This is a genomic window from Dechloromonas denitrificans (assembly GCF_020510685.1).
Taxonomy (GTDB): domain Bacteria; phylum Pseudomonadota; class Gammaproteobacteria; order Burkholderiales; family Rhodocyclaceae; genus Azonexus; species Azonexus denitrificans_A.
Map to the genome: position 1 here is coordinate 3,635,048 of NZ_CP075185.1, position 20,832 is coordinate 3,655,879.

The window sequence follows — 20,832 nt, forward strand, 5'->3', positions numbered from 1 at the left end:
CAGTTACAAGGGGACATTAAATGCCGCGCTTTGCCGATTTGAAGATTTGGGTACGGTTAACCGCCGCCATCTGGCTGATACTGGCCATCATCTGGATAGGGGCCATCGTCTGGACGACACAGGTCAACCGCGACACCGCCATTCGTCAGGCACAGGATTTTTCGAAGAGCATTCATGAAATGACCATGGCCGGCCTGACCGGCATGATGATCACCGGTACCGTCGGCCAGCGCGAGGTTTTCCTCGACCAGATCAAGCAGTTGTCGATCATCAAGGACCTGCGGGTCGCCCGCGGCGACGCGGTGGTCAAGCTCTACGGCCCGGACACCAAGGACACCAAGCCGCTCGAACCGCTCGAACAGCAGGTCATGACCAGTGGCCAGGCTTACACCGCCGTCGAGTCGACGGGCGGCAGTTCCTTCCTGCACGTCATCAATCCGACCAAGGCCTCGAAGAACTACCTCGGCAAGGACTGCGTGCTCTGTCACCAGGTTCCCGAGGGCACGGTACTCGGCATCGTCAGCATGAAGGTTTCGCTCGACTCCGTCGAAGCCGAAGTCTCGGCCTTCCGCCTGAAAATCGCCGGTGTGGCCGTCGGTGCGCTCGGCGCATTGCTGGTCATCATTTACCTGCTGACCAATCACTTCGTCACGGTACCGCTCGAGCAACTGCGCAGCGGTCTGCGTGACATCGCCAGTGGCGAAGGTGACCTGACCCGCCGCCTGCCGGTCAACGGCAAGGACGAAGTTGGCCAGTCGGCGCTCGTCTTCAACGAAATGATGGAGAACTTCAACCAGTTGGTCCGCCAGGTGCGCGACTCGGCCAGCCAGGTCTCGGCCCGGGTTGCCGACCTTTCCGACAGCGCCGACCGCGTCTCGCAAAGTTCCCACCTGCAAAATCAGCAATCCAACGAAGCTGCCAGCGCGGTCGAGCAACTGGTCGCCAGCATTTCCTCCATCGCCAGCAGTGCCGAACACGTTCAGCATCAGTCGCAGGAAAGTCTGGCACGCGCCAACGAAGGCAACAAGACGCTCACCGTGTTGCTCGACGAAATGAATGTCGTCGAACGCGCGGTCAAGGAAATGGCTTCCTCGGTCAATGACTTTGTCCACAACACCGAGTCGATCACGCAGATGACCCGCGAGGTCAAAGATATTGCCGAGCAGACCAATCTGCTGGCGCTCAATGCCGCGATCGAAGCGGCGCGGGCCGGCGAACAGGGCCGCGGCTTCGCCGTGGTCGCCGACGAAGTGCGCAAGCTGGCCGAGAAATCCTCACGGTCGGCCAGCGAGATCGACACCATCACCGCCAACCTGAGCGCCCAGTCGGTAGCCGTCCGCCGCAGCATCGAAGAAAGCCTCGACCACCTGGCCAGCAGCCAGTCGGCCGTCGGCAAAGTCTCCAGCGTATTGCAGGCATCGAACGGTTCGGTCACCGAAGTCGATCACGGTCTCGACAGTATCGCCACGGCGACCGATCACCAACGCCGCGTTTCCGGCGATGTCGTAGCCAGCATCGAAGCGATTGCCGGCATGGCGCGCGACAATAACGGTACGGTCGAACAAACCGCCGGGGCCGCGCACGATCTGAAACAACTGGCCGAAGGACTGGCCTCGATGGTCGGCCGTTTCAAGGTGTAGGAAACGACACAGCCCAAATAAAACCGCCTCTAACGAGGCGGTTTTCACATCGGCGTCAGTTCCAGATCGAGACCGCCGCCCGGCCGGGAGCGCGTCAGTCCGCTGAGCGACCCGGTACCCGCTGGGATGGCCGGCTGGCCGAGGGCGGCGGCAATCTTGTTCACCTCGCGCAGACGGCGGATCATCCTCGCCAGCAGTACGTTGCGCATCCGCTCGAGCAATTCCTCGGAGGAGAGCGCCAATGCCGCGGCATTGATTTCGAGGAACAGCGTCGGCTCCAGCGTGACGACCGTGGCGTGACGCTGATCGCTGGCCGGGTGCAGGTAAGCCATCTCGCCGATCGGCTCGCTCGGCCCCAGACGGCAGAGCGCCCGCCCCTCGACCGAGACTTCAACGCAACCGGTGAGAATGATGCCAAACATCTTATTGCGCTCGCCTTCGCAAATGATCGCCACATTGGGCGAAACATTGCGCCAGACGGAAACGCGTAGAACCTCCCAGAGTTCGATATTTTCGAATTCGGTGAAGAAATCGAGCCGGCGCAGCATTTCGAAATGCTTGGTGTCCTGCGCCGTTTCGTCCTCTTCGAGGATCTGGTAGCGCACGGCGGAAAGATCCTTGGCGAACTCGGCGCCGTTCCGGTAACGGCTGTACAAATCCTTTTCCAGCGCCCGCCGCATGATCGCATTGAGGCCTTCCGGCAGATTCGGGTTGAGCGCCGTGATCGCCGGCGCGTCGGTATTGATGATGCGGTAGATCAGCGTCGCCTGATTGGCGGCCCGGAACGGCAGGCGGCCGGTGAGCAGCTGGAACATCACGACCCCCAATGAATAGAGATCGGTCTTCTGATTGAGCGGGTAGCCCTTGATCTGCTCGGGCGACATGTAGGCCGGCGAACCGACGCCCATGATGAAGGTCGAGTCGCGATCCAGATCCTTGTTCATGTTCAAGGCCAGGCCGAAATCGGCGATTTTCGCCTCGTCGTTGGCGGCGACCATGATATTGGCCGGCTTGATGTCGCGGTGGATGATGCCCTGCCGATAGGCGCTGTCGAGCGCCATGCAGCACTTGAAGATGATGCCGATGACCCGGTGCATCGGCAGCAGCTTGTCGATCCGGATGTGCTCTTCGAGACTGAAGCCGTCGATGTATTCCATCGCCAGGTAGGCAAATTCGTCCTCGACCACGGCATCGAAAACATGGACGATATTCGGATGGTCGAGGCGCTGCGAAACCATTCCCTCGTTCTGGAACAGCTTGCGCATACGACGCGACATCGCTGCGGAATCCTGCCCGAAACGGATCACCTTGACGGCTACCTGGCGCTCGGAATCCGGGTCATCGCAGAGGTAGACCGTAGCAGTCGCCCCCTTGCCCAGTTCGCGGACAACGCGATATTTGCCAATCGTATCCATGCAACGCCCTGCAGTTATTAATTTTGATAGTTTATCGTAGCACGCAGCTCATCGACGCGCAGTTGCGAAACAGCAAAGAATCTTTAAACGAAGCTCTTGAAATACGCCGCGGCACCCCAATCTGTTTCAACAGCTTTTTTGGAGAATGCACATGTCCAACCCCGAAAACGCCCAGGACAGCATCCTGGGTAATGAACCAAGCATCGAAACCGTCGTTGAGCCGGCTGCCGCCGAACACACCGACACCCTGCCCAGCGTCGAAGAACAATTTCGCCAGCTGGAACTGAAGGCGGCCGAGCACTATGACGCCTGGCTGCGCGCCAAGGCCGAGGGCGAAAACATCCGCCGCCGCGCCCAGGACGACATTTCAAAAGCCCACAAATTTGCCGTCGAGAAATTCGCCGGCGAACTGCTGGCCGTCAAGGACAGCCTGGAAGCGGCGCTGGCAGTCCAGGAGCAAACCGTTGACAGCTTCAAGTCCGGCGTCGAGCTGACCCTGAAGCAACTGGTCTCTGCCTTCGAAAAGAACGCCCTGGTCGAAGTCAATCCGGCCGGCGAGAAGTTCGACCCGCACAAACATCAGGCAATCGGCATGGTTGATTCCGAGCAGGAAGCCAACACCGTCGTCACCGTACTGCAAAAGGGCTACCTGATCGCCGACCGCACCCTGCGCCCGGCATTGGTCATGGTCGCCAAACCGAAGTCTTGAAATCAGGGGCGCCGCCCCCAACTCCAGAACATCACAAATTCATTTGTATTCAGTAAAGGAATAGAACATGGGCAAGATTATTGGTATTGACCTCGGCACCACCAACAGCTGCGTGGCCATCATGGAAGGCGGCCAGCCGAAGGTTATCGAAAACTCCGAAGGCGCCCGTACGACGCCGTCCGTCATCGGTTACGCCGAAGATGGCGAAATCCTCTCCGGCGCCCCGGCCAAACGCCAGGCCGTGACCAACCCGATGAACACGCTGTACGCCGTCAAGCGTCTGATCGGTCGCCGCTTCGAAGAAAAAGAAGTCCAGAAGGACATCTCGCTGATGCCCTACAAGATCGTCAAGGCCGACAACGGCGACGCCTGGGTGGCCGTGCGCGACAAGAAAATCGCCCCGCCGCAGGTCTCCGCCGAAGTGCTGCGCAAGATGAAGAAGACCGCCGAAGATTATCTGGGCGAGGAAGTCACCGAAGCCGTCATCACCGTGCCGGCCTACTTCAACGACAGCCAGCGCCAGGCGACCAAGGACGCCGGCCGCATCGCCGGTCTGGAAGTCAAGCGCATCATCAACGAACCGACCGCCGCCGCCCTTGCCTTCGGCATGGACAAGGCCCCGGGCAAGGATCGCAAGATCGCCGTCTATGACCTCGGCGGCGGCACCTTCGACATCTCGATCATCGAAATCGCCGACGTTGATGGCGAAAAGCAGTTCGAAGTGCTGGCCACCAACGGCGACACCTTCCTCGGCGGCGAAGACTTCGACCAGCGCCTGATCGACTACATCATCGACGAGTTCAAGAAGGAATCCGGCGTCAACCTGAAGTCTGACGTGCTGGCCCTGCAGCGCCTCAAGGAAGCTGCCGAAAAGGCCAAGATCGAGCTGTCCTCGAGCCAGCAGACCGAAATCAATCTGCCCTACATCACCGCCGATGCCTCCGGTCCGAAGCACCTGGCGCTGAAGATCACCCGCGCCAAATTCGAATCGCTGGTTGACGAGCTGGTCGAGCGCACCATTGCTCCGTGCGTCACGGCACTGAAGGACGCCGGCTGCAAGATCAGCGACATCGACGACATCATCCTGGTCGGCGGCCAATCCCGCATGCCCAAGGTGCAGGAGAAGGTCAAGGAAATCTTCGGCAAGGATCCGCGCAAGGACGTGAACCCTGACGAAGCCGTTGCCGTTGGCGCAGCCATCCAGGGCGGCGTGCTGCAGGGCGAAGTCAAGGACGTGCTGCTGCTCGACGTCACCCCGCTGTCGCTCGGTATCGAAACCCTGGGCGGCATCATGACCAAGCTGATCCAGAAGAACACGACGATCCCGACCAAGGCTTCGCAAGTCTTCTCGACCGCCGACGACAGCCAGTCCGCCGTGACCATCCACGTCCTGCAGGGCGAGCGCGAAGTCGCTTCGGGCAACAAGAGCCTCGGCCAGTTCAATCTGGAAGGCATCCCGCCGGCCCCGCGTGGCACGCCGCAGATCGAAGTGATCTTCGACATCGACGCCAACGGCATCATGCACGTCACCGCCAAGGACAAGGCGACCGGCAAGGAAAACAAGATCACCATCAAGGCCAACTCCGGCCTGTCCGAAGCCGAAATCCAGGCGATGGTCAAGGATGCCGAGCTGCATGCCGAGGACGACAAGAAGGTGCACGAACTGGCCGATGCCCGCAACCAGGCCGACGGCATGGTGCACATGGTCAAGAAGTCGCTGACCGAATATGGCGACAAGCTCGATGCGGCTGAAAAGGCCACCATCGAAGCCGCCATCAAGGATGTCGAGGACGTGCTCCGCGAAGGCGACAAGGAAACCATCGTGGCCAAGACCGAAGCCCTGAGCCAGGCCGCCCAGAAACTGGGTGAAAAGATGTATGCCCAGCAACAGGCTGAAGGTGCGGCAGCCGGTGCCGGCGCCGAAGGCGGCGCCCAGCAGCAGGCCCCCAAGGACGAAGGCGATGTGGTTGATGCCGAGTTCACCGAGGTCAAGGACAAGAAATAATCTGAGTCCACAGTTCGGCGCCGAGTCCGCGGAAAACCTCCGACGGCGCTCGGCGCCTTTGTCACTTGACGGCTAGGAAACATGTCAAAACGCGACTTTTACGAAATTCTCGGCGTCAACCGCGACGCCAGTGAAGAAGAAATCAAGAAGGCCTACCGTAAGCTGGCCATGAAGCATCACCCTGACCGCAACCCGGACGCCCCAGGGGCCGAAGAAAAGTTCAAGGAAGTCAAGGAAGCTTACGAAATTCTGTCGGACGGCCAGAAACGCGCCGCCTACGACCAGTACGGTCATGCCGGTGTCGATCCGCAGGCTGGCATGGGCGGTGGCGGCTTCGGCGGCGGGGCGGGTTTTGCCGATGCCTTCGGCGGCATCTTTGACGAAATTTTCGGCGGGCGCGGCGGCGGTGGTGGCGGCGGACGCTCGAACATTTACCGCGGCGCCGATCTTCGCTACAACCTGGAAATCTCGCTGGAACAGGCCGCGCACGGCACGGAAACCAAGATCCGGATTCCAACCATGGAAGTCTGCGAACCCTGTCATGGTTCGGGGGCGAAACCCGGCACGCAGCCGAAAACCTGTCCGACCTGCAGCGGTTCCGGTCAGGTTCGCCTGCAACAAGGTTTCTTCTCGATCCAGCAGACCTGCCCGAAGTGCCATGGCACCGGCCGCTACATTCCCGAGCCCTGCAAGAGCTGCGGCGGCGCCGGGCGCATCAAGCAGCACAAGACACTGGCCGTCAAGATTCCGGCCGGGGTTGATGAGGGCGATCGGATACGGCTGGCCGGCGAAGGTGAGCACGGCGTCAACGGAGGCCCACCGGGCGACCTGTACGTGCAGATTCACCTCAAACAGCACACCGTATTCACCCGCGACCACAACGATCTGCATTGCGAAATGCCGATTTCCTTCACCACCGCAGCACTCGGTGGCGAAATCGAAATCCCGACACTGGATGGTGCAGCCGGTATCAAGATTCCGGCGGAAACCCAGTCCGGGCGGATCTTCCGCTTGCGCGGCAAAGGCATCAAGGGCGTCCGCAGCCATACGCACGGCGACCTGATGTGCCATGTCGTGGTTGAAACACCGGTGAATCTGACCGAACGGCAGCGCGAACTGCTGCGCGAGCTGGAAGAGTCGAGTCGTGACAACGATGCCAAACACAACCCTCGCGCCAAATCGTGGATGGACAAGGTCAAGGACTTTTTCGCCGAGTGACTCCTGATCTTGTTACCATGTCCAGGATGCTTATGGACTAGCGGCTGCGTGCCCGTAACCCGCTATCGTTCCTGTCCCCTGCCCAGCAGAAAACCTGCCCGGCAGGGGATATTTCATTCAGATAAGTGTTAGCCGGCAGAATGGCCAAAGCATTACCAAAGTAAGAGATTTTCCTGTTCCCCGGATGCTGCTTCGACTGCTAGAATCAACGGATTACGAACGGGGGAGACTGAACATGCGAGTCCTGAAGTGGCTAGCCAGCGTTGGCGCAATTGTTTTTTCGGCCGTTAGTTGGGCGAACGAACCAGGCGTCACCGACACCACCATCACCATCGGCATGTCCGCCCCGTTCTCCGGCCCCAATGGCGCTTACGGCCTCGAGATGCGCCAGACCATCCAGTCTTATTTTGCGCAGGTCAACAAGATGGGCGGCATCAACGGCCGCAAGCTCGATCTGGTGGCGCTGGATGACGGCTACGAAACCGAGAAAACGGTCGCCAACACCAAGGCCCTGGTCAAGGACAAGAACGCTTTTGCCTTGCTCGCCTATTACGGTTCCAGCCCGACCACCGAGGCAATGAACAACGTCTTCGGTCCGGCCGGCGTTCCGCTGATCGGCACCATTTCCGGCGCCTCGACGCTGCGCGAACCGATCAGCGCCAATCCGAATTCGCGCTACATGTTCAATGTCCGCGCCAGCTACGCCGATGAAACCGACGCCATCGTCAATCAGCTGATTTCACTGGGACTGAAAAGCATTGCCGTTTTCTACCAGAACGATGGTTTCGGCAAATCCGGACTGGAAGGCGTCACGACAGCCCTCAAGAAACACAATCTGGCGCCATCCGCCGTCGGCACCGTCGAACGGAACTCGACCGAAGTCGGCAAGGCAATAGAGGCCATCGCCAAGGCCAACCCGCAGGCCGTGATCATGGTCACGCTGTACAAACCGACAGCCGCCTTCGTCAAAGGGATGAAAAAAGCCGGGCAGAACCCGATGTTAATGACCCTGTCACCGGTCGGCACCGAACAACTGGTTCAGGAACTCGGGCCGGAAGCCCGTGGCATCGGCATTTCCCAAGTCGTGCCCTACCCCTGGAATGATGCGACGCTGGTTGTCCGCGATTATCAGAAGCTGTCCGTCAAATCCGGCAATTATTCGTACTACGGCATGGAAGGCTACTTGATGGCCCGCACCCTGGTCGAAGGACTGAAACGCTCCGGCAAGGATCTGAGCCGCGACAAACTGGTCACATCGCTGGAAAGCATGAACGGCGTGGACTTTGGCGGCTACCGCATCGGCTACTCGGCGAACAGCCGTGTCGGTTCGCGCTTTGTTGAATTGACCGTCGTCGGCCCGGGCGGCAAGATATTGAAGTAGTCCAGCCTTCGCAAACGCAGCGCTTCACACGTAAAAACGGCCCTTTCCAGGGCCGTTTTACATTCACCGTCAGACCTTCAGGCGCGCCGCCAGGTGGTGCCCTGGGCACTGTCATCCAGCGCGATGCCGGCAGCTTTCAGCACGTCGCGAACGCGATCCGCCTCGGCAAAATTTCGCGCCTTCTTGGCTGCCGCCCGCTCGGCGATCAGTTGCTCGATGGCCACCTCGTCCAGTCCGCCGGCCGCCGCATCGCCGCGCAGATAAACCATCGGCTCACGTTCCAGCAAACCGATCACGCCGCCCAGCGCCTTCAGCAAGCCGGACAATTCGGCACTGCGCTGACGATTGACTTCACCTGCCAATTCAAAAAGCACGGCAACGGCCCCGTGCGAATCGAAATCCTCGTCCAGCGCAGCGGCAAAACGGGCAGCGAAATCGTGGCTCCAGTCGATCTCGACAGCCGCCGGCGGCACATCGCGCAGGGCGAAATAGAGGCCGTCCAGACTGCGTTTGGCGTCATCGAGATGGGCATCCGAGTAATTCAGCGGACTGCGGTAGTGGGCGCGCAAAATGAAGAAGCGCACCACCTCGGCGTCGTAACGGGCCAGCACTTCGCGGATGGTGAAGAAGTTGCCGAGCGATTTCGACATTTTCTCGTTGTCGACGCGGACGAAACCGTTGTGCATCCAGTAATTGACGAAGGTGCAGTGATGCGCGCCTTCCGACTGGGCAATTTCGTTTTCATGGTGCGGGAACTGCAGATCCTGCCCGCCGCCATGGATGTCGAAATGTTCGCCGAGCAGTTTCGAGCTCATCGCCGAACACTCGATATGCCACCCCGGCCGGCCCTCGCCCCACGGCGATTCCCAGGCCGGCTCACCGGGCTTGGCATGTTTCCACAGCACGAAATCGAGCGGATCCTGCTTGGCCGACTCGACCTCGACCCGCTCGCCGGCCCGCAGGTCGTCGAGCGACTTGCCGGACAGCTTGCCGTAACCGTCAAACTTGCGCACCGCGTAATTCACATCGCCATCGGAGGCCTGATAAGCCAGGCCGCCAGCTTCCAGCTTGCCGATCAGGTCGAGCATTTCGGGCACGAACTCGGTCGCCCGCGGCTCGAAGTCCGGGCGCTGCACGCCCAGCGCATCGGCATCTTCATGCATGAAAGCGATGAAACGATTGGTCAGCTGCTGGATCGTCTCGCCGTTTTCTGCCGCCCGTTTGATGATCTTGTCGTCGATATCGGTAATGTTCCGAACATACGTGACGTCGTAACCGGAGGCCTTCAGCCAGCGGTAAACCAGGTCGAAAACAACCATCACTCGGGCATGACCGAGGTGACAGTAGTCATAGACCGTCATGCCGCAGACATACATGCGAACCTTGTTCGGTTCAATAGGGACGAAAACCTGCTTTTCGCGCTTCAGGGAATTGTGGATTTTTAGCATGCCGGGATGAATTCGTGGCGCCGCCGGAGCGCTTAAACCTATGGAAACATCGGCGTTTTTGGTAGAATCGGAAGATTGTATAACCTTGAAAATTATAGCATAGCGATGACCACCAAATCCCTGCCCAAGCCCCGTTTCCAGCAGCTCAAGACGCTGCGTGCACTGGCTATCGGCCTGGCGATCGGCTTCGCCGCGCCCGTTTTTGCCGACAACCTGCCGGAAGTTCAGCGACTGATCAAGCAGGGTCAGTATCCGCAAGCCCTCGAAAAGGTCGACGCCTACCTGAGCAGCCGCCCCAAGGACGCCCAGGGCCGCTTCCTGAAAGGCCTGATTTACACCGAGATGAACAAGCCGGCCGAGGCGATCAACATTTTCACCAAGCTGTCGGAAGACTACCCGGAACTGCCCGAGCCCTATAACAACCTGGCCGTGCTTTACGCCCAGCAGAAGCAATACGACAAGGCGCGCACGGCACTCGAAATGGCCATAAGGACTCACCCTTCCTACGCCATCGCCTACGAAAACCTCGGCGACGTCTATGCCAAGCTGGCCAGCCAGGCCTACGACAAGGCCCTGCAACTGGACAACTCGAATCCCGCCACCCAGAACAAGCTGGCGCTGATTCGCGACCTGATCACCACTTCCGGCAAGGGCAACGTCAAACCGCCAGTGCCGGCCCCGGTCGCTGCCGCTCCGGTCGCTGCCGCTCCGGTCGCCGCCAAACCCGCCCCGGTCGCCCCCCCCGCCTCCGCGCCGACCGCCAGTGTCGTCACCGCGACGCCGGGCGCCGCCGCCAACAACACCCCGGCCAAGCCGGTCGAAGCCAAACCGGCTCCGGCCGTCGCCGCCAATCCGCCGCCGGCCCCGGCGCCAAGCAAGGCCGACCCTGCCAGCGACGATATCGCCAAGGCCATCAACGCCTGGGCCAGCGCCTGGTCGCGCAAGGACATGAAGGCCTACCTCGGCGCTTACGCCAGCGACTTCAACACGCCCAAGGGAATGTCCCGCAAGGCTTGGGAAGCCGAGCGCGAAGACCGCATCGCCGGCAAGTCGGGCAAGATTTCGGTCAGCGTCGATAACCCGCAGATTTCGGTCAATGGCGACAAGGCCACGGTGAAGTTTCGCCAGAGCTACAAGGCAGGCAGTTTGAGCAGCTCGGCCAGCAAGACATTGATTCTCGTCCGCTCGGGTAGCAAGTGGCTGATCAAGGAAGAAAACGCGCGCTGATGTTGAGCCGCAAATTTGTCATTCTCGGGCTGGTCGGCTGCCTGTCCGGCGGCGCCCTGATTTACCGCCTCGCGGCACCTGATCCGGCAACGACCTTGCCGCTGGAGTCCGTGGAATCCGGGTTCCCGGCCGAAGCATCGGACGCCGCTGCGCCGGCCCGCCGGTCAGCGGCCGCCCCGCACGGGCTGTCGCCGGCAACCGTTTCCGACTCCGGCCCGGAGGCTCAGCTGACCTCGATTTTCAAGGAAATCGAGGCCAATCATCTGAGCAATGCACTGCAACAGACCGAGGCATTGCTCCGGCAACACCCGAACTACCGGCTCGCCAATCTGATCAAGGGTGATCTGCTGCTCGCCAGGACGCAGCAGATCCAGACCTTTGGCGCCCTGAACGGCGCCCCGGCCGACAAGGTCGCCGACCTGCGCGCCGAGGCCATCGTCCGCCTCAAGGGCTATCGTGAAAAGCCGGAGGCCAACTTCGTGCCGCGCTACCTGTTGCAGATGCAACCGGATCAGCGTTACGCCATCGTCGTCGACACCAAACGCTCCCGCCTGTATCTCTATGAAAACGACAAGGCCCATGGCGGCCGGCCGCGCTTCGTTGCCGATTACTACGTCACCCACGGCAAGCTGGGCGCCGAGAAACTGGCCGAAGGCGACAAGAAGACCCCGGTTGGCGTTTACCACGTCACCGCCAACCTGCCCCGGCAAAAACTGGCGGACCTGTACGGCAGCGGCGCCTTCCCGATCAATTACCCGAACGAACTGGACAAGCAGCAGGGCCGCAAAGGCAGCGGCATCTGGCTGCACGGCACGCCGTCCAACACCTTTGCCCGCCCGCCGCGCGCCTCGGATGGCTGCGTCGTACTGACCAACCAGGATCTCGATGCGATCGCCAAGAACCTGCAGGTCGGCCTGACTCCGGTGATCATCAGCAACTCCGTCGAATGGTTGTCGCTCGACGACTGGGCCCGCGAACGCGACGAATTGAACAAGACTATCAACAGCTGGCGTAGCGACTGGGAAAGTCGCGACAGCGAACGCTACATGCGCCATTACTCGAAGCGCTTCAAGTCCGGCGATCAGGATTATGACCAGTTCGCGGCGCAGAAGAAGCAGGTCAACGCCAGCAAGGAGTGGATCAAGATCAAGACCGACAACCTCTCGGTGTTCCGCAATCCGGGCAAGGAAGAAGTCGTCGTCGTCACCTTCGATCAGGATTACCGCAGCAACAACCTGAACAACCAGATGAAGAAGCGCCAGTACTGGCTGCGCGAAAACGGCAAGTGGAAAATCATTTACGAAGGAACTGCCTGATGCTGAAAAAGATCTCCGCCCTGGCCGCCGGCCTGCTGGCCTCCCTCGCCGTGTGGGCGACGCCGACGCTGGAAATGACCACCTCGCTGGGCAAGATCACGCTTGAACTGTATCCGGAGAAGGCGCCGAAGACAGTCGAGATGTTCCTCTACAATGCCAAGCACGGCTTTTACGAAGCGACCATTTTCCACCGCGTGATCAACGGCTTCATGATCCAGGGCGGCGGCTTTAACCGCGCCATGGAAGAAAAGAAAGTGATCACCCCGGCGCTGCCGAACGAAAGCCCGAACGGCCTGCCTAACGAACGTGGCAGCATCGCGATGGCCCGCACCCAGGACCCGCATTCAGCCCGCGTCCAGTTCTTCATCAACCTGAAGGACAACGACGCCCTCAATCACCGCACCACGGCCGACCCGCGCGGCTGGGGTTACACCGTGTTCGGCAAGGTGACCCAGGGCATGGACGTCGTCGACAAGATCGCCAAGGTGCCGACCGGCAGCGCTGGCTACTACCAGGACGTACCGACGACGCCAGTCGTCATCCAGAACGTCAAAATCATCTCGGAAAAATAAGGATACCCAATGATCAAGCTCACCACCAACCACGGTGTCATCACCCTCGAACTGAATGCCGAGAAGGCGCCGAAGACGGTCGCCAACTTCCTCGCCTACGTCGAGGCCGGCCACTACGACAACACGGTTTTCCACCGCGTCATCAAGAATTTCATGATTCAGGGCGGCGGCATGGAGCCGGGCATGAACCAGAAGCCATGCAACGAACCGATCGAGAACGAAGCCGCCAACGGCCTGAAGAACAAGCGTGGAACCATTGCCATGGCGCGCACCAACGATCCGCACTCGGCGACCGCCCAGTTCTTCATCAATACCGTCGATAACGATTTCCTCGACTTCAAGTCGCCGTCCGGCCAAGGCTGGGGTTACTGCGTGTTCGGCGAAGTCGTCGAAGGCCTCGACGTGGTCGACAAGATCCGCGCCGTGAAGACCGGCAACAAGGGCTTCCATCAGGACGTGCCGGCCGAAGACGTGATCATCGAAAAAGCCGAAATCGTTTGATCCTCTTCATTTCCGATCTGCACCTGTCGCCCCGGTCACCCGGGGCGACTTGTTTGTTCCGCCAGTTTCTTGCCGGGCGTGCCCGCCAGGCGACCGAGCTGTACATTCTCGGCGACCTGTTCGAGGCCTGGATCGGCGATGACGACCTGGCCGATCCGTTCAATGCCGAGATCGTCGCCGGCTTGCGGGCGGCCGCTGAAAGCGGCCTGAAAATCAGCGCCATGCACGGCAATCGCGACTTCCTGCTCGGCGCCGGCTTTGCCGCAGCGAGCGGCGTCAAGCTGGTGAACGACCCGTACATCCTGTCGACGGCCGAATGGCAGTTCGTGCTCTCGCACGGCGACGCCCTCTGCCTCGACGATACCGCCTACATGGCCTTCCGCGCCCAGGCGCGCAATCTGGAATGGCAGGCAGCGCTGCTCGCCAAGCCGCTCGCCGAGCGCCGGATCATCGCCGCCCAGATGCGCGAAATCAGCGAATCGAGCCAGCGCGACAAGGCCAATCCGTACACCGATTTGCAGCCGGCGGCGACCGACGATTTCCTGCGCGAACACGGCTACGCCACCTTCATTCACGGCCACACCCATCAACCGGCGATGCACGACCATATCGTCGACGGCATTCATGTCGAACGCTGGGTACTCGCCGACTGGCATGAAGAGCGCGGCGAATGCCTGGTCTGGGATGGCGAGGCCCTGCGCCGCGAAGCCATCCTGCCGGAAAAACGGTCGTAATCCGGTGGCGACCGCAACCATGAGCCAGTCGTCCGCACTGCAGATCCTGCGCGACGTTTTCGGCTACCCCGCCTTCCGAGGCGCCCAGGCCGAGATCATCGACCATATCGGCGGCGGCGGCGATGCACTGGTGCTGATGCCGACCGGTGGCGGCAAAAGCCTGTGCTACCAGATTCCCGCCCTGCTCCGCCCGGGCTGCGCCGTCGTCGTCTCGCCGCTGATCGCGCTGATGCAGGACCAGGTCGATGCGCTGACCCAGCTCGGCGTCAAGGCCGCCTGCCTCAATTCGACGCTCGACTGGCGGGAGGCGCAGGCCGTCGAGCAGGCCATTTTCAGTGGCAATCTCGACCTCGTCTATATCGCCCCCGAACGCCTGCTGCTCGACCGCACGCTGTCGATGCTCGACGCCCTAGACGAAGCCGGCAAACTGGCCCTGTTTGCCATCGACGAGGCGCACTGCGTCTCGCAATGGGGCCACGATTTCCGCCCGGAATACCTGCAGCTTTCCGCCCTGCACGAACGCTACCCGAACGTGCCGCGCATTGCGCTGACCGCCACCGCCGACCAGGCAACGCGCAGCGAAATCCTGATCCGCCTCGGCCTCGGCGAAGCGCGCGTCTTCCTGTCCAGTTTCGACCGCCCGAATATCCGCTACACCGTGGTCGAGAAGGACAATGCGAAGAAACAATTGCTCGCTTTCCTGGCCGGCCGCAAAGGCCAGGCCGGCATCGTCTATTGCCTGTCGCGCAAGAAGGTCGAGGAAACCGCCGAATGGTTGTCGGCCCAGGGCTACTCGGCCCTGCCCTACCACGCCGGGCTGCCGGTCGCGACGCGGGCCGCCAACCAGCGCCGCTTCCTGCGCGAAGAAGGGCTGGTGATGTGCGCCACCATCGCCTTCGGCATGGGCATCGACAAGCCGGATGTCCGCTTCGTCGCCCACCTCGATCTGCCGAAGAGCATCGAGGCCTATTACCAGGAAACCGGCCGGGCCGGTCGCGACGGCGAGCCGGCCGAAGCCTGGATGACCTACGGCATGCAGGACGTCGCGCTGCAACACTCGCGCATCGCCGAATCGGGCGCCGGCGAGGGCCAGAAAATCCTTGAGTCGCAACGCCTGACCTCGCTGCTCGCCTATTGCGAAGCCCCCCGCTGCCGGCGCCAGGTCCTGCTCAACTATTTCGGCGAAGAACGCGCGCCCTGCCACAACTGCGACGTCTGCCAGGACCCGCCGGAACTGTGGGATGGCACACTGGCCGCCCAGAAGGCGCTGTCGGCCATCTTCCGCACCGGCATGCGTTTCGGCGTCAGCCATCTGACCGACATCCTGCGCGGCAAAGCGACCGACAAGATCAAGCAGTGGAACCACGATCAGCTGCCGACCTTCGGCGTCGGCGCCGATCTCGACGAGCATGCCTGGAAAAGCGTCTTCCGCCAGTTGGCAGCGGCCGGCCTGGTCCATGTCGACATGGCCGAGCACGGCGCCCTGCAACTGACCGACGCCGCCCGCCTGGTGTTGAAGGGCGGCCAGCGCGTCGAACTGCGCCGGCCGGTCAAACGCAAGAGCAGCAGCCCGTCGCGCAGCAGCACAGTTGTGCACAGCGACCTGTCGGCGGCCGACGAAGCACTGTTCCAGACCTTGCGCCAATGGCGCAGCGATACCGCCAGGGAACAAGGCGTACCGGCCTACGTCATCCTGCACGACAAGACCTTGCGCGAACTGGCCGAAGTCCGTCCGGTCAGCCATGGCCTGCTGGCCGGCATCACCGGCATGGGCAGCGCCAAGATCGAGCACTATGGCGAAGAACTGCTTAACCTGATCCGCAACGAGGGCTGAGATGGACAACGGCAATATCCTCAAAGCCATGCTGGTGGCCATCGTCAGCGCCGCCCTGATCGTCTCCGGCATCGCGCCCTACGAGCGCCTGACCTGGCTCATGGAAGTGGCGCCGGTGCTGATCGCCCTGCCGCTGCTGCTGGTCACCCGCAAAAGCTATCCGCTGACCACCCTGCTTTATCTGCTGATCGCCGTACACGCCCTGGTCCTGATCGGCGGCGGCGCCTACACCTATGCCCGCGTCCCGTTCGGTTTCTGGCTGCAGGACCTGCTCGGTACCGTGCGCAATCCCTACGACAAGCTCGGCCATTTGCTGCAGGGCTTCGTGCCGGCGCTGGTGGCCCGCGAAATCCTGCTGCGCGGCGCCTATGTCAATGGCCGCCGGATGGCCGGCTTCCTGTGCATCTGCATCGCGCTGGCGATCAGCGCCAGCTACGAGCTGATCGAATGGGCCGCCGCGCTGTGGATGGGCCAGGGCGCCGACGAATTCCTCGGTACCCAGGGCGATGTCTGGGATACGCAATCCGACATGTTCATGGCGCTGATCGGCTCGAGCACGGCCATCGCGCTGCTCTCCGGCTGGCACGACCGCCAGCTGTCCAGGCTGCGCTCTGCGTAAGGCATGGGCCGGGTCGGCCGCCACAGCCCGCAAGGGGACTGCCGCGGCCGACTCGAATCAGATGCAGAGGGCGCCGGGATCGGCCCGCATCAGCCGCTTGTTCATCTTGCCGACGCTGGTTTTGACCAGGGTTTTGACGAAGCTCACCTGCAACAGCACGCCGTAGCGTGAAATGCCGGCCGTCTCGATGGCGTGCGCGGCGTAATTGCGCAGCGCGTGCTCGGTGATCTGGCCGACGAACTCCGGCTTGAGCAAGACCAGCGCCAGCGGCCGCTCGCCCCACTTGTCGTCGGGTACGCCGATCACGGCGACCTCATGCACCGCCTCATGCTTGGCGATGATGTCTTCCAGTTGCAGCGAGGAAGTCCATTCGCCGCCGGTCTTGATGACATCCTTGATACGGTCGGTGACCTTCAGGTAGCCGGCCGGGTTGATGTTGCCGATATCCGCCGTGTGCAAATAGCCGCCCGCCCACAGCGCTTCGGAAGCCTCCGGCGCGGCGACATAGCCCTGGCTCAGCCATGGCGCACGGACCACGACTTCGCCGGTCGTCTTGCCGTCGTGGGCGACATCGGCCATCTCCGGATCGACGATGCGCAGATCGACCAAGGGCAGCGGCCGGCCGGTCTTCGCCCGAATCACCGCCTGCTCTTCCAGTGAACGGTTGAGATCGACGCTTTCGAGGTGGGCCATGCTCAGCACCGGGCAGGTTTCCGACATGCCATAGCCGGTAAACAGATCCATGCCGAGCTTCTGGGCCGAAATGGCCATCGCTTCCGGCATCGCCGCGCCGCCGATGAGGATTTTCAAGCCGCTGAAATCGGTGGTCTTGGCGTGTGGATGGCTGAGGATCATGTGCAGGATGGTCGGCACGCAATGCGAGAAACTCACCCCTTCCGTGCTGATCAGGCGGCAGATCGTCTCCGGCTGATAACGACCCGGATAAACCTGCTTGATGCCCATCATCGTCGCCAAATAGGGAAAGCCCCAGGCATGCACGTGGAACATCGGCGTCATCGGCATATAGACGTCTTCGCGATGAATATGCCCCTGCCGGTTGGCGCCGCCCATCGCGGCGGCACAGCCCAGGGTGTGCAGGACGAGCTGGCGATGGCTGAAATAGACGCCTTTCGGATTGCCCGTCGTGCCCGTCGTGTAGAAGGTCGTCGCCTGGGCGTTTTCGTCGAAATCCGGGAAGTCGTAGTCGCTGGAAGCCGCAGCCAGCATGCTTTCGTACTCGGCCGCCATGCGCACCGGCGCTGCCGGCATCGCCGGCTCGTCGGAGAAAAGCACGAAAGTCTTCACCGTCTCCAGCTGCGGCGCGATCTGGGCCAGCACCGGGAAAAACTCGCTGTTGACCAGCAGCACATCGGCCCCGGCGTGATTCAGCGTATAGAGAATCTGCTCCGGGCTAAGACGCACGTTCACCGTCTGCAGGACCGCCCCCATCATCGGCACGGCAAAGAAACACTCCAGGTACCGATGGCTGTCCCAATCCATCATCGCCACCGTCTGCCCGGCGGCCACGCCAAGCTGCTGCAAACCGTTGGCCAGCCGGCCGATGCGTTCGTTCAGCGTTCGGTAGTTGTAGCGCAGCTTGCCCTGATAGGTAATCTCCTGCTCCGGCGCGATGACCAGCGGCGTCAACAGCAATTGCTTGATGAGCAATGGGTACTGGTAAGCCGAAGCGGTGGACTGAACGAGTTTGACCGGCATGTTTCTCTCCCTGAACGAATGTTATTTTTTGGCGTAACGACCGCCCTTGGGGATTTTACTCGTCGCCTGACCTCTAAGTGCGCCGACAGACAGACTCTTGTGGCCGGCACTGTTTCAATCGGGATACAGCGTCGCCGGTGCAACGCGGTGGCGCTGCCGGGGCGGCAACCAGCCAAGACTGGACGCTCGGATGACCGATAACGCCACGGTTCCGTGGCATCTGCCCATCTGCCGGACGATGCGACCTGTATCACCGGCATTACACATGGCTGCCAGGCAGCCTTCTCGAAGAACGCAAGCCCATGGTTTTATGCGATTTATTTTTCAGGCATGGCGATTGCGTAGCGGATGTCTCGTGCAGAGCATCGCAGCATTGATTCGGGAGGGACATCATGCACAGCCTGACCATGAAGGCCTTGGTTGTTTTGGCCGCAACAATTCCGCCATCATTTACGCCGGCCCTGAATGCGCAACACGACAATCTACAGATCCTCGCGACGCAGGCGGCCGGCGAGCTTCCGCCGCAGGAATTGCTCAGTACGGCAACCCGGGATTTGCTGGAGATCGCCAGCCATTACCGGGCCGAGCACGATCCGGCGAGCCTTGAGCCGCCAGCCGCCAGCCTCAGCAATGCGGTCGAAGCACGAATCCGCTCGCTGTTTGCCATCGATACGATGACCAAGCTGGTACTCGGGCGCAGCTGGCGCCAGGCTTCGCCGGAACAGCAGCAGGCCCTGGTCGCCGAGTTCGGGCATTTGCTGGTCCAGACCTGCGTCTCGGCGCTCGCCAACGCCCACCAACCGGCAATCACCTTCAAACAGCTGACGCCGGTGCCCGGCGACGATGGGGTGACCGTTCGTTCATTTGTCACGCGGCCCGGCAGCAAGCCGTGGACCATCGATTACGACATGGAAAAAACGCCCGCCGGCTGGAAGGTGGTCGATATCAAGATGGATGGACTGCGGCTGATCACCATCCATCGCGATGCCTTTGCCGAACTAGTGCGTGACGACGGGATCGATGGGCTGCTGACCTCGCTGGCCGCCTGGAACCAGCGCAGCGAATTGCCCGCGGCGGATTCGCGGCAACACCTGCCGGCCGCGCTGATCCTGATGCACATTGCCACGCAACGCGGCTTCATCGGCGGCGGCTGAGCGCCTGGCCGAGGCTGCCGGCAACTCTGCCGGCAAAATTGTTCTCGATCATTTGTGCCACGGAGGTTTCCCGTTAAGCTGGCGGGATGATAGTTACCCGTCGGCAGTTTCTCCTCGGCACCGCCTGTCTGCTCGGTGCGTCTACCGTCATGGCGGCACCGGTTCGCCCCAAAGTCGTCATTGTCGGTGGAGGCTGGGGCGGACTGGCTGCCGCCCGGCAGCTGGCGAGCCAATGCGACGTGCTGATGATCGAACGCAATCCGGACTTCGTCTCGCTGCCGCTGAGCAATCGCTGGCTGGCCGGCCTCGATGACGGCCGCCGGCTGCGCCAGGATTACCGTGGCGCCGCCCAGGCACTCGGCTATCGTTTCCTGCAGGGCGAAGTGCTCGGCATCGACCGCGGAGCGCGCCGGGTCGACACCAGCCACGGCAGCTTTCCCTATGACTGGCTGATCGTCGCCGCTGGCATCGCCGAGGCCGATCCGGCCCTGTTTGCCGGCGACCAGGCCGCCGCCCGGCATACCCGGGAGCATTTCCCGAGCGCCTATACGGCCGGTCGCGAACTCGACGTCCTGAAGCAGAAACTCGCCGGTTTTTCCGGCGGCGAATTCCTGATGACGCTGCCGCTCGCCCCCTATCGCTGCCCGCCGGCGCCCTATGAACGCGCCGTGATCATCGCCCAGGCGATCAAGACGCGCGGCCTCAAGGCCCGCCTCACGCTAGTCGAGCCGAACGCGCCGTGGCCGGCCTATCAGCGGGTGTTCAGCGAGGTCTATCGCGACCAGGTGAATTACCTGCCGAATACCCGGCTGCGCCAGCTCGACCCATATCGCCGCATCGCGACGCTGGATATCGACGAAATCAACTTTACCGATGCGCTGATCATGCCGCAGCAGCAGGCCGCCGACATCTGCCGGCGCAGCGGACTAGTCGCGGCCGATTCGGCATGGGCCGCCGTCGATCCGCGAAATTTCGGCGTCAGCGGAGATGAGCGGCTCTTCGTCATCGGCGACAGTGTCGGTGCCGTTTCGTCGCTCTTCGGCCACTATCCGAAGACCGGCGAACTGGCGAGCCGGATGGGGCAGATCGTCGCCACCGAGATCGCCGGTCGCATCGCCGGCCAGCCGCCCGTCCCGGCACTGCCGGAAAGTACCTGTTTCGCCTACGTCAATCTGGCGCCGGCCGCCTTCACGCGCATCGTCACCCGCTACCGCCTGCGCGGCGATGGCCTGGTCGCCCAGACGATCAGCCAGACCCGCGAGAACAACCCGCAGGGCGAAGACGATGCCTGGCTGGATGCCCGGCACGGCGAGCTGTTCGGCCCGGCGGCCCGGCGCTGAGCC

Annotated in this window: 17 protein-coding genes; 14 read left to right on the top strand and 3 right to left on the bottom strand. The window is 61.9% G+C overall.

The annotated features are described in order from the left end of the window. The first annotated feature begins 20 nt into the window (after window positions 1-20). Window positions 21-1,640, top strand: coding sequence for a methyl-accepting chemotaxis protein (locus KI611_RS17400; protein WP_226416912.1), 1,620 nt, complete (start codon window positions 21-23; stop codon window positions 1,638-1,640). A gap of 44 nt (window positions 1,641-1,684) precedes the next feature. On the opposite strand, the gene KI611_RS17405 is transcribed toward KI611_RS17400, so the two are convergent. After that, a complete protein-coding gene (locus KI611_RS17405) occupies window positions 1,685-3,055 on the bottom strand; it encodes a protein kinase domain-containing protein (protein WP_226416913.1) in 1,371 nt (456 codons plus the stop codon). Between the two features lie 151 nt (window positions 3,056-3,206). On the opposite strand from KI611_RS17405, the gene grpE reads away from it, so the two are divergent. From grpE to KI611_RS17425, 4 genes are all read left to right on the top strand, one after another. Next, complete coding sequence (gene grpE / locus KI611_RS17410) at window positions 3,207-3,764, top strand: nucleotide exchange factor GrpE (protein WP_226416914.1); 558 nt, start codon at window positions 3,207-3,209, stop codon at window positions 3,762-3,764. A 67-nt stretch (window positions 3,765-3,831) separates the two neighbouring features. Continuing rightward, the gene (gene dnaK / locus KI611_RS17415; protein ID WP_226416915.1) at window positions 3,832-5,769 is read left to right on the top strand and encodes a molecular chaperone DnaK; all 1,938 of its coding nucleotides are present in this window, start codon (window positions 3,832-3,834) and stop codon (window positions 5,767-5,769) included. A gap of 81 nt (window positions 5,770-5,850) precedes the next feature. Continuing rightward, entirely contained in the window at window positions 5,851-6,987 is a 1,137-nt protein-coding gene (dnaJ, locus tag KI611_RS17420) for a molecular chaperone DnaJ (RefSeq protein ID WP_226416916.1), read from the top strand. 235 nt (window positions 6,988-7,222) lie between these two features. Continuing rightward, window positions 7,223-8,368, top strand: a complete 1,146-nt coding sequence (locus KI611_RS17425) for an ABC transporter substrate-binding protein (RefSeq protein WP_226416917.1) — start codon at window positions 7,223-7,225, stop codon at window positions 8,366-8,368. 77 nt (window positions 8,369-8,445) lie between these two features. Here KI611_RS17425 and cysS read toward each other — a convergent pair whose 3' ends face one another. Beyond that, on the bottom strand, window positions 8,446-9,816 hold the full coding sequence (gene cysS, locus KI611_RS17430; protein WP_226416918.1) for a cysteine--tRNA ligase: 1,371 nt from the start codon (window positions 9,814-9,816) through the stop codon (window positions 8,446-8,448). Window positions 9,817-9,921: 105 nt separating this feature from the next. On the opposite strand from cysS, the gene KI611_RS17435 reads away from it, so the two are divergent. From KI611_RS17435 to KI611_RS17465, 7 genes are read left to right on the top strand one after another with little or no spacing between them, the layout of a single operon-like run. After that, entirely contained in the window at window positions 9,922-11,043 is a 1,122-nt protein-coding gene (locus tag KI611_RS17435; RefSeq protein ID WP_226416919.1) for a tetratricopeptide repeat protein, read from the top strand. Continuing rightward, window positions 11,043-12,359, top strand: coding sequence for a L,D-transpeptidase family protein (locus KI611_RS17440; protein WP_226416920.1), 1,317 nt, complete (start codon window positions 11,043-11,045; stop codon window positions 12,357-12,359). Before KI611_RS17435 ends, KI611_RS17440 begins: the two co-directional genes overlap by 1 nt. Continuing rightward, window positions 12,359-12,931: a peptidylprolyl isomerase gene (locus tag KI611_RS17445; protein WP_226416921.1), complete on the top strand. Its 573-nt coding sequence runs from the start codon at window positions 12,359-12,361 to the stop codon at window positions 12,929-12,931. The genes KI611_RS17440 and KI611_RS17445 overlap by 1 nt, the downstream gene beginning before the upstream one ends. A gap of 9 nt (window positions 12,932-12,940) precedes the next feature. Then, window positions 12,941-13,432 (top strand): peptidylprolyl isomerase, encoded by a 492-nt coding sequence (locus KI611_RS17450; protein WP_226416922.1) that lies wholly within the window; start codon window positions 12,941-12,943, stop codon window positions 13,430-13,432. Beyond that, the gene (locus tag KI611_RS17455) at window positions 13,429-14,166 is read left to right on the top strand and encodes a UDP-2,3-diacylglucosamine diphosphatase (RefSeq protein ID WP_226416923.1); all 738 of its coding nucleotides are present in this window, start codon (window positions 13,429-13,431) and stop codon (window positions 14,164-14,166) included. The genes KI611_RS17450 and KI611_RS17455 overlap by 4 nt, the downstream gene beginning before the upstream one ends. A gap of 19 nt (window positions 14,167-14,185) precedes the next feature. After that, window positions 14,186-16,000 carry a DNA helicase RecQ gene (gene recQ / locus KI611_RS17460; RefSeq protein ID WP_226416924.1) on the top strand — a complete coding sequence of 605 codons (1,815 nt, stop codon included), beginning with the start codon at window positions 14,186-14,188 and terminating at the stop codon, window positions 15,998-16,000. A 1-nt stretch (window position 16,001) separates the two neighbouring features. Further along, the gene (locus tag KI611_RS17465; RefSeq protein ID WP_226416925.1) at window positions 16,002-16,619 is read left to right on the top strand and encodes a DUF2238 domain-containing protein; all 618 of its coding nucleotides are present in this window, start codon (window positions 16,002-16,004) and stop codon (window positions 16,617-16,619) included. A gap of 57 nt (window positions 16,620-16,676) precedes the next feature. On the opposite strand, the gene KI611_RS17470 is transcribed toward KI611_RS17465, so the two are convergent. Continuing rightward, on the bottom strand, window positions 16,677-18,335 hold the full coding sequence (locus KI611_RS17470) for a fatty acid--CoA ligase (protein ID WP_226416926.1): 1,659 nt from the start codon (window positions 18,333-18,335) through the stop codon (window positions 16,677-16,679). A gap of 392 nt (window positions 18,336-18,727) precedes the next feature. Between KI611_RS17470 and KI611_RS17475 the strand changes: the two genes are divergently transcribed. Both KI611_RS17475 and KI611_RS17480 read left to right on the top strand, forming a co-directional pair. Next, on the top strand, window positions 18,728-19,489 hold the full coding sequence (locus KI611_RS17475; RefSeq protein WP_226416927.1) for a phospholipid-binding protein MlaC: 762 nt from the start codon (window positions 18,728-18,730) through the stop codon (window positions 19,487-19,489). An 86-nt stretch (window positions 19,490-19,575) separates the two neighbouring features. Then, window positions 19,576-20,829 (top strand): FAD-dependent oxidoreductase, encoded by a 1,254-nt coding sequence (locus tag KI611_RS17480; protein ID WP_226416928.1) that lies wholly within the window; start codon window positions 19,576-19,578, stop codon window positions 20,827-20,829. Window positions 20,830-20,832: the final 3 nt, after the last annotated feature.

Coding starts and splice junctions, on each gene's coding strand:
- KI611_RS17435 (WP_226416919.1), top strand. CDS start 9,922: ATGACCACCAAATCCCTGCCCAAGCCCCGTTTCCAGCAGCTCAAGACG.
- KI611_RS17450 (WP_226416922.1), top strand. CDS start 12,941: ATGATCAAGCTCACCACCAACCACGGTGTCATCACCCTCGAACTGAAT.
- KI611_RS17425 (WP_226416917.1), top strand. CDS start 7,223: ATGCGAGTCCTGAAGTGGCTAGCCAGCGTTGGCGCAATTGTTTTTTCG.
- KI611_RS17405 (WP_226416913.1), bottom strand. CDS start 3,055: ATGGATACGATTGGCAAATATCGCGTTGTCCGCGAACTGGGCAAGGGG.
- KI611_RS17475 (WP_226416927.1), top strand. CDS start 18,728: ATGCACAGCCTGACCATGAAGGCCTTGGTTGTTTTGGCCGCAACAATT.
- recQ (WP_226416924.1), top strand. CDS start 14,186: ATGAGCCAGTCGTCCGCACTGCAGATCCTGCGCGACGTTTTCGGCTAC.
- KI611_RS17470 (WP_226416926.1), bottom strand. CDS start 18,335: ATGCCGGTCAAACTCGTTCAGTCCACCGCTTCGGCTTACCAGTACCCA.
- dnaJ (WP_226416916.1), top strand. CDS start 5,851: ATGTCAAAACGCGACTTTTACGAAATTCTCGGCGTCAACCGCGACGCC.
- KI611_RS17445 (WP_226416921.1), top strand. CDS start 12,359: ATGCTGAAAAAGATCTCCGCCCTGGCCGCCGGCCTGCTGGCCTCCCTC.
- grpE (WP_226416914.1), top strand. CDS start 3,207: ATGTCCAACCCCGAAAACGCCCAGGACAGCATCCTGGGTAATGAACCA.
- KI611_RS17400 (WP_226416912.1), top strand. CDS start 21: ATGCCGCGCTTTGCCGATTTGAAGATTTGGGTACGGTTAACCGCCGCC.
- dnaK (WP_226416915.1), top strand. CDS start 3,832: ATGGGCAAGATTATTGGTATTGACCTCGGCACCACCAACAGCTGCGTG.
- KI611_RS17465 (WP_226416925.1), top strand. CDS start 16,002: ATGGACAACGGCAATATCCTCAAAGCCATGCTGGTGGCCATCGTCAGC.
- KI611_RS17440 (WP_226416920.1), top strand. CDS start 11,043: ATGTTGAGCCGCAAATTTGTCATTCTCGGGCTGGTCGGCTGCCTGTCC.
- cysS (WP_226416918.1), bottom strand. CDS start 9,816: ATGCTAAAAATCCACAATTCCCTGAAGCGCGAAAAGCAGGTTTTCGTC.
- KI611_RS17480 (WP_226416928.1), top strand. CDS start 19,576: ATGATAGTTACCCGTCGGCAGTTTCTCCTCGGCACCGCCTGTCTGCTC.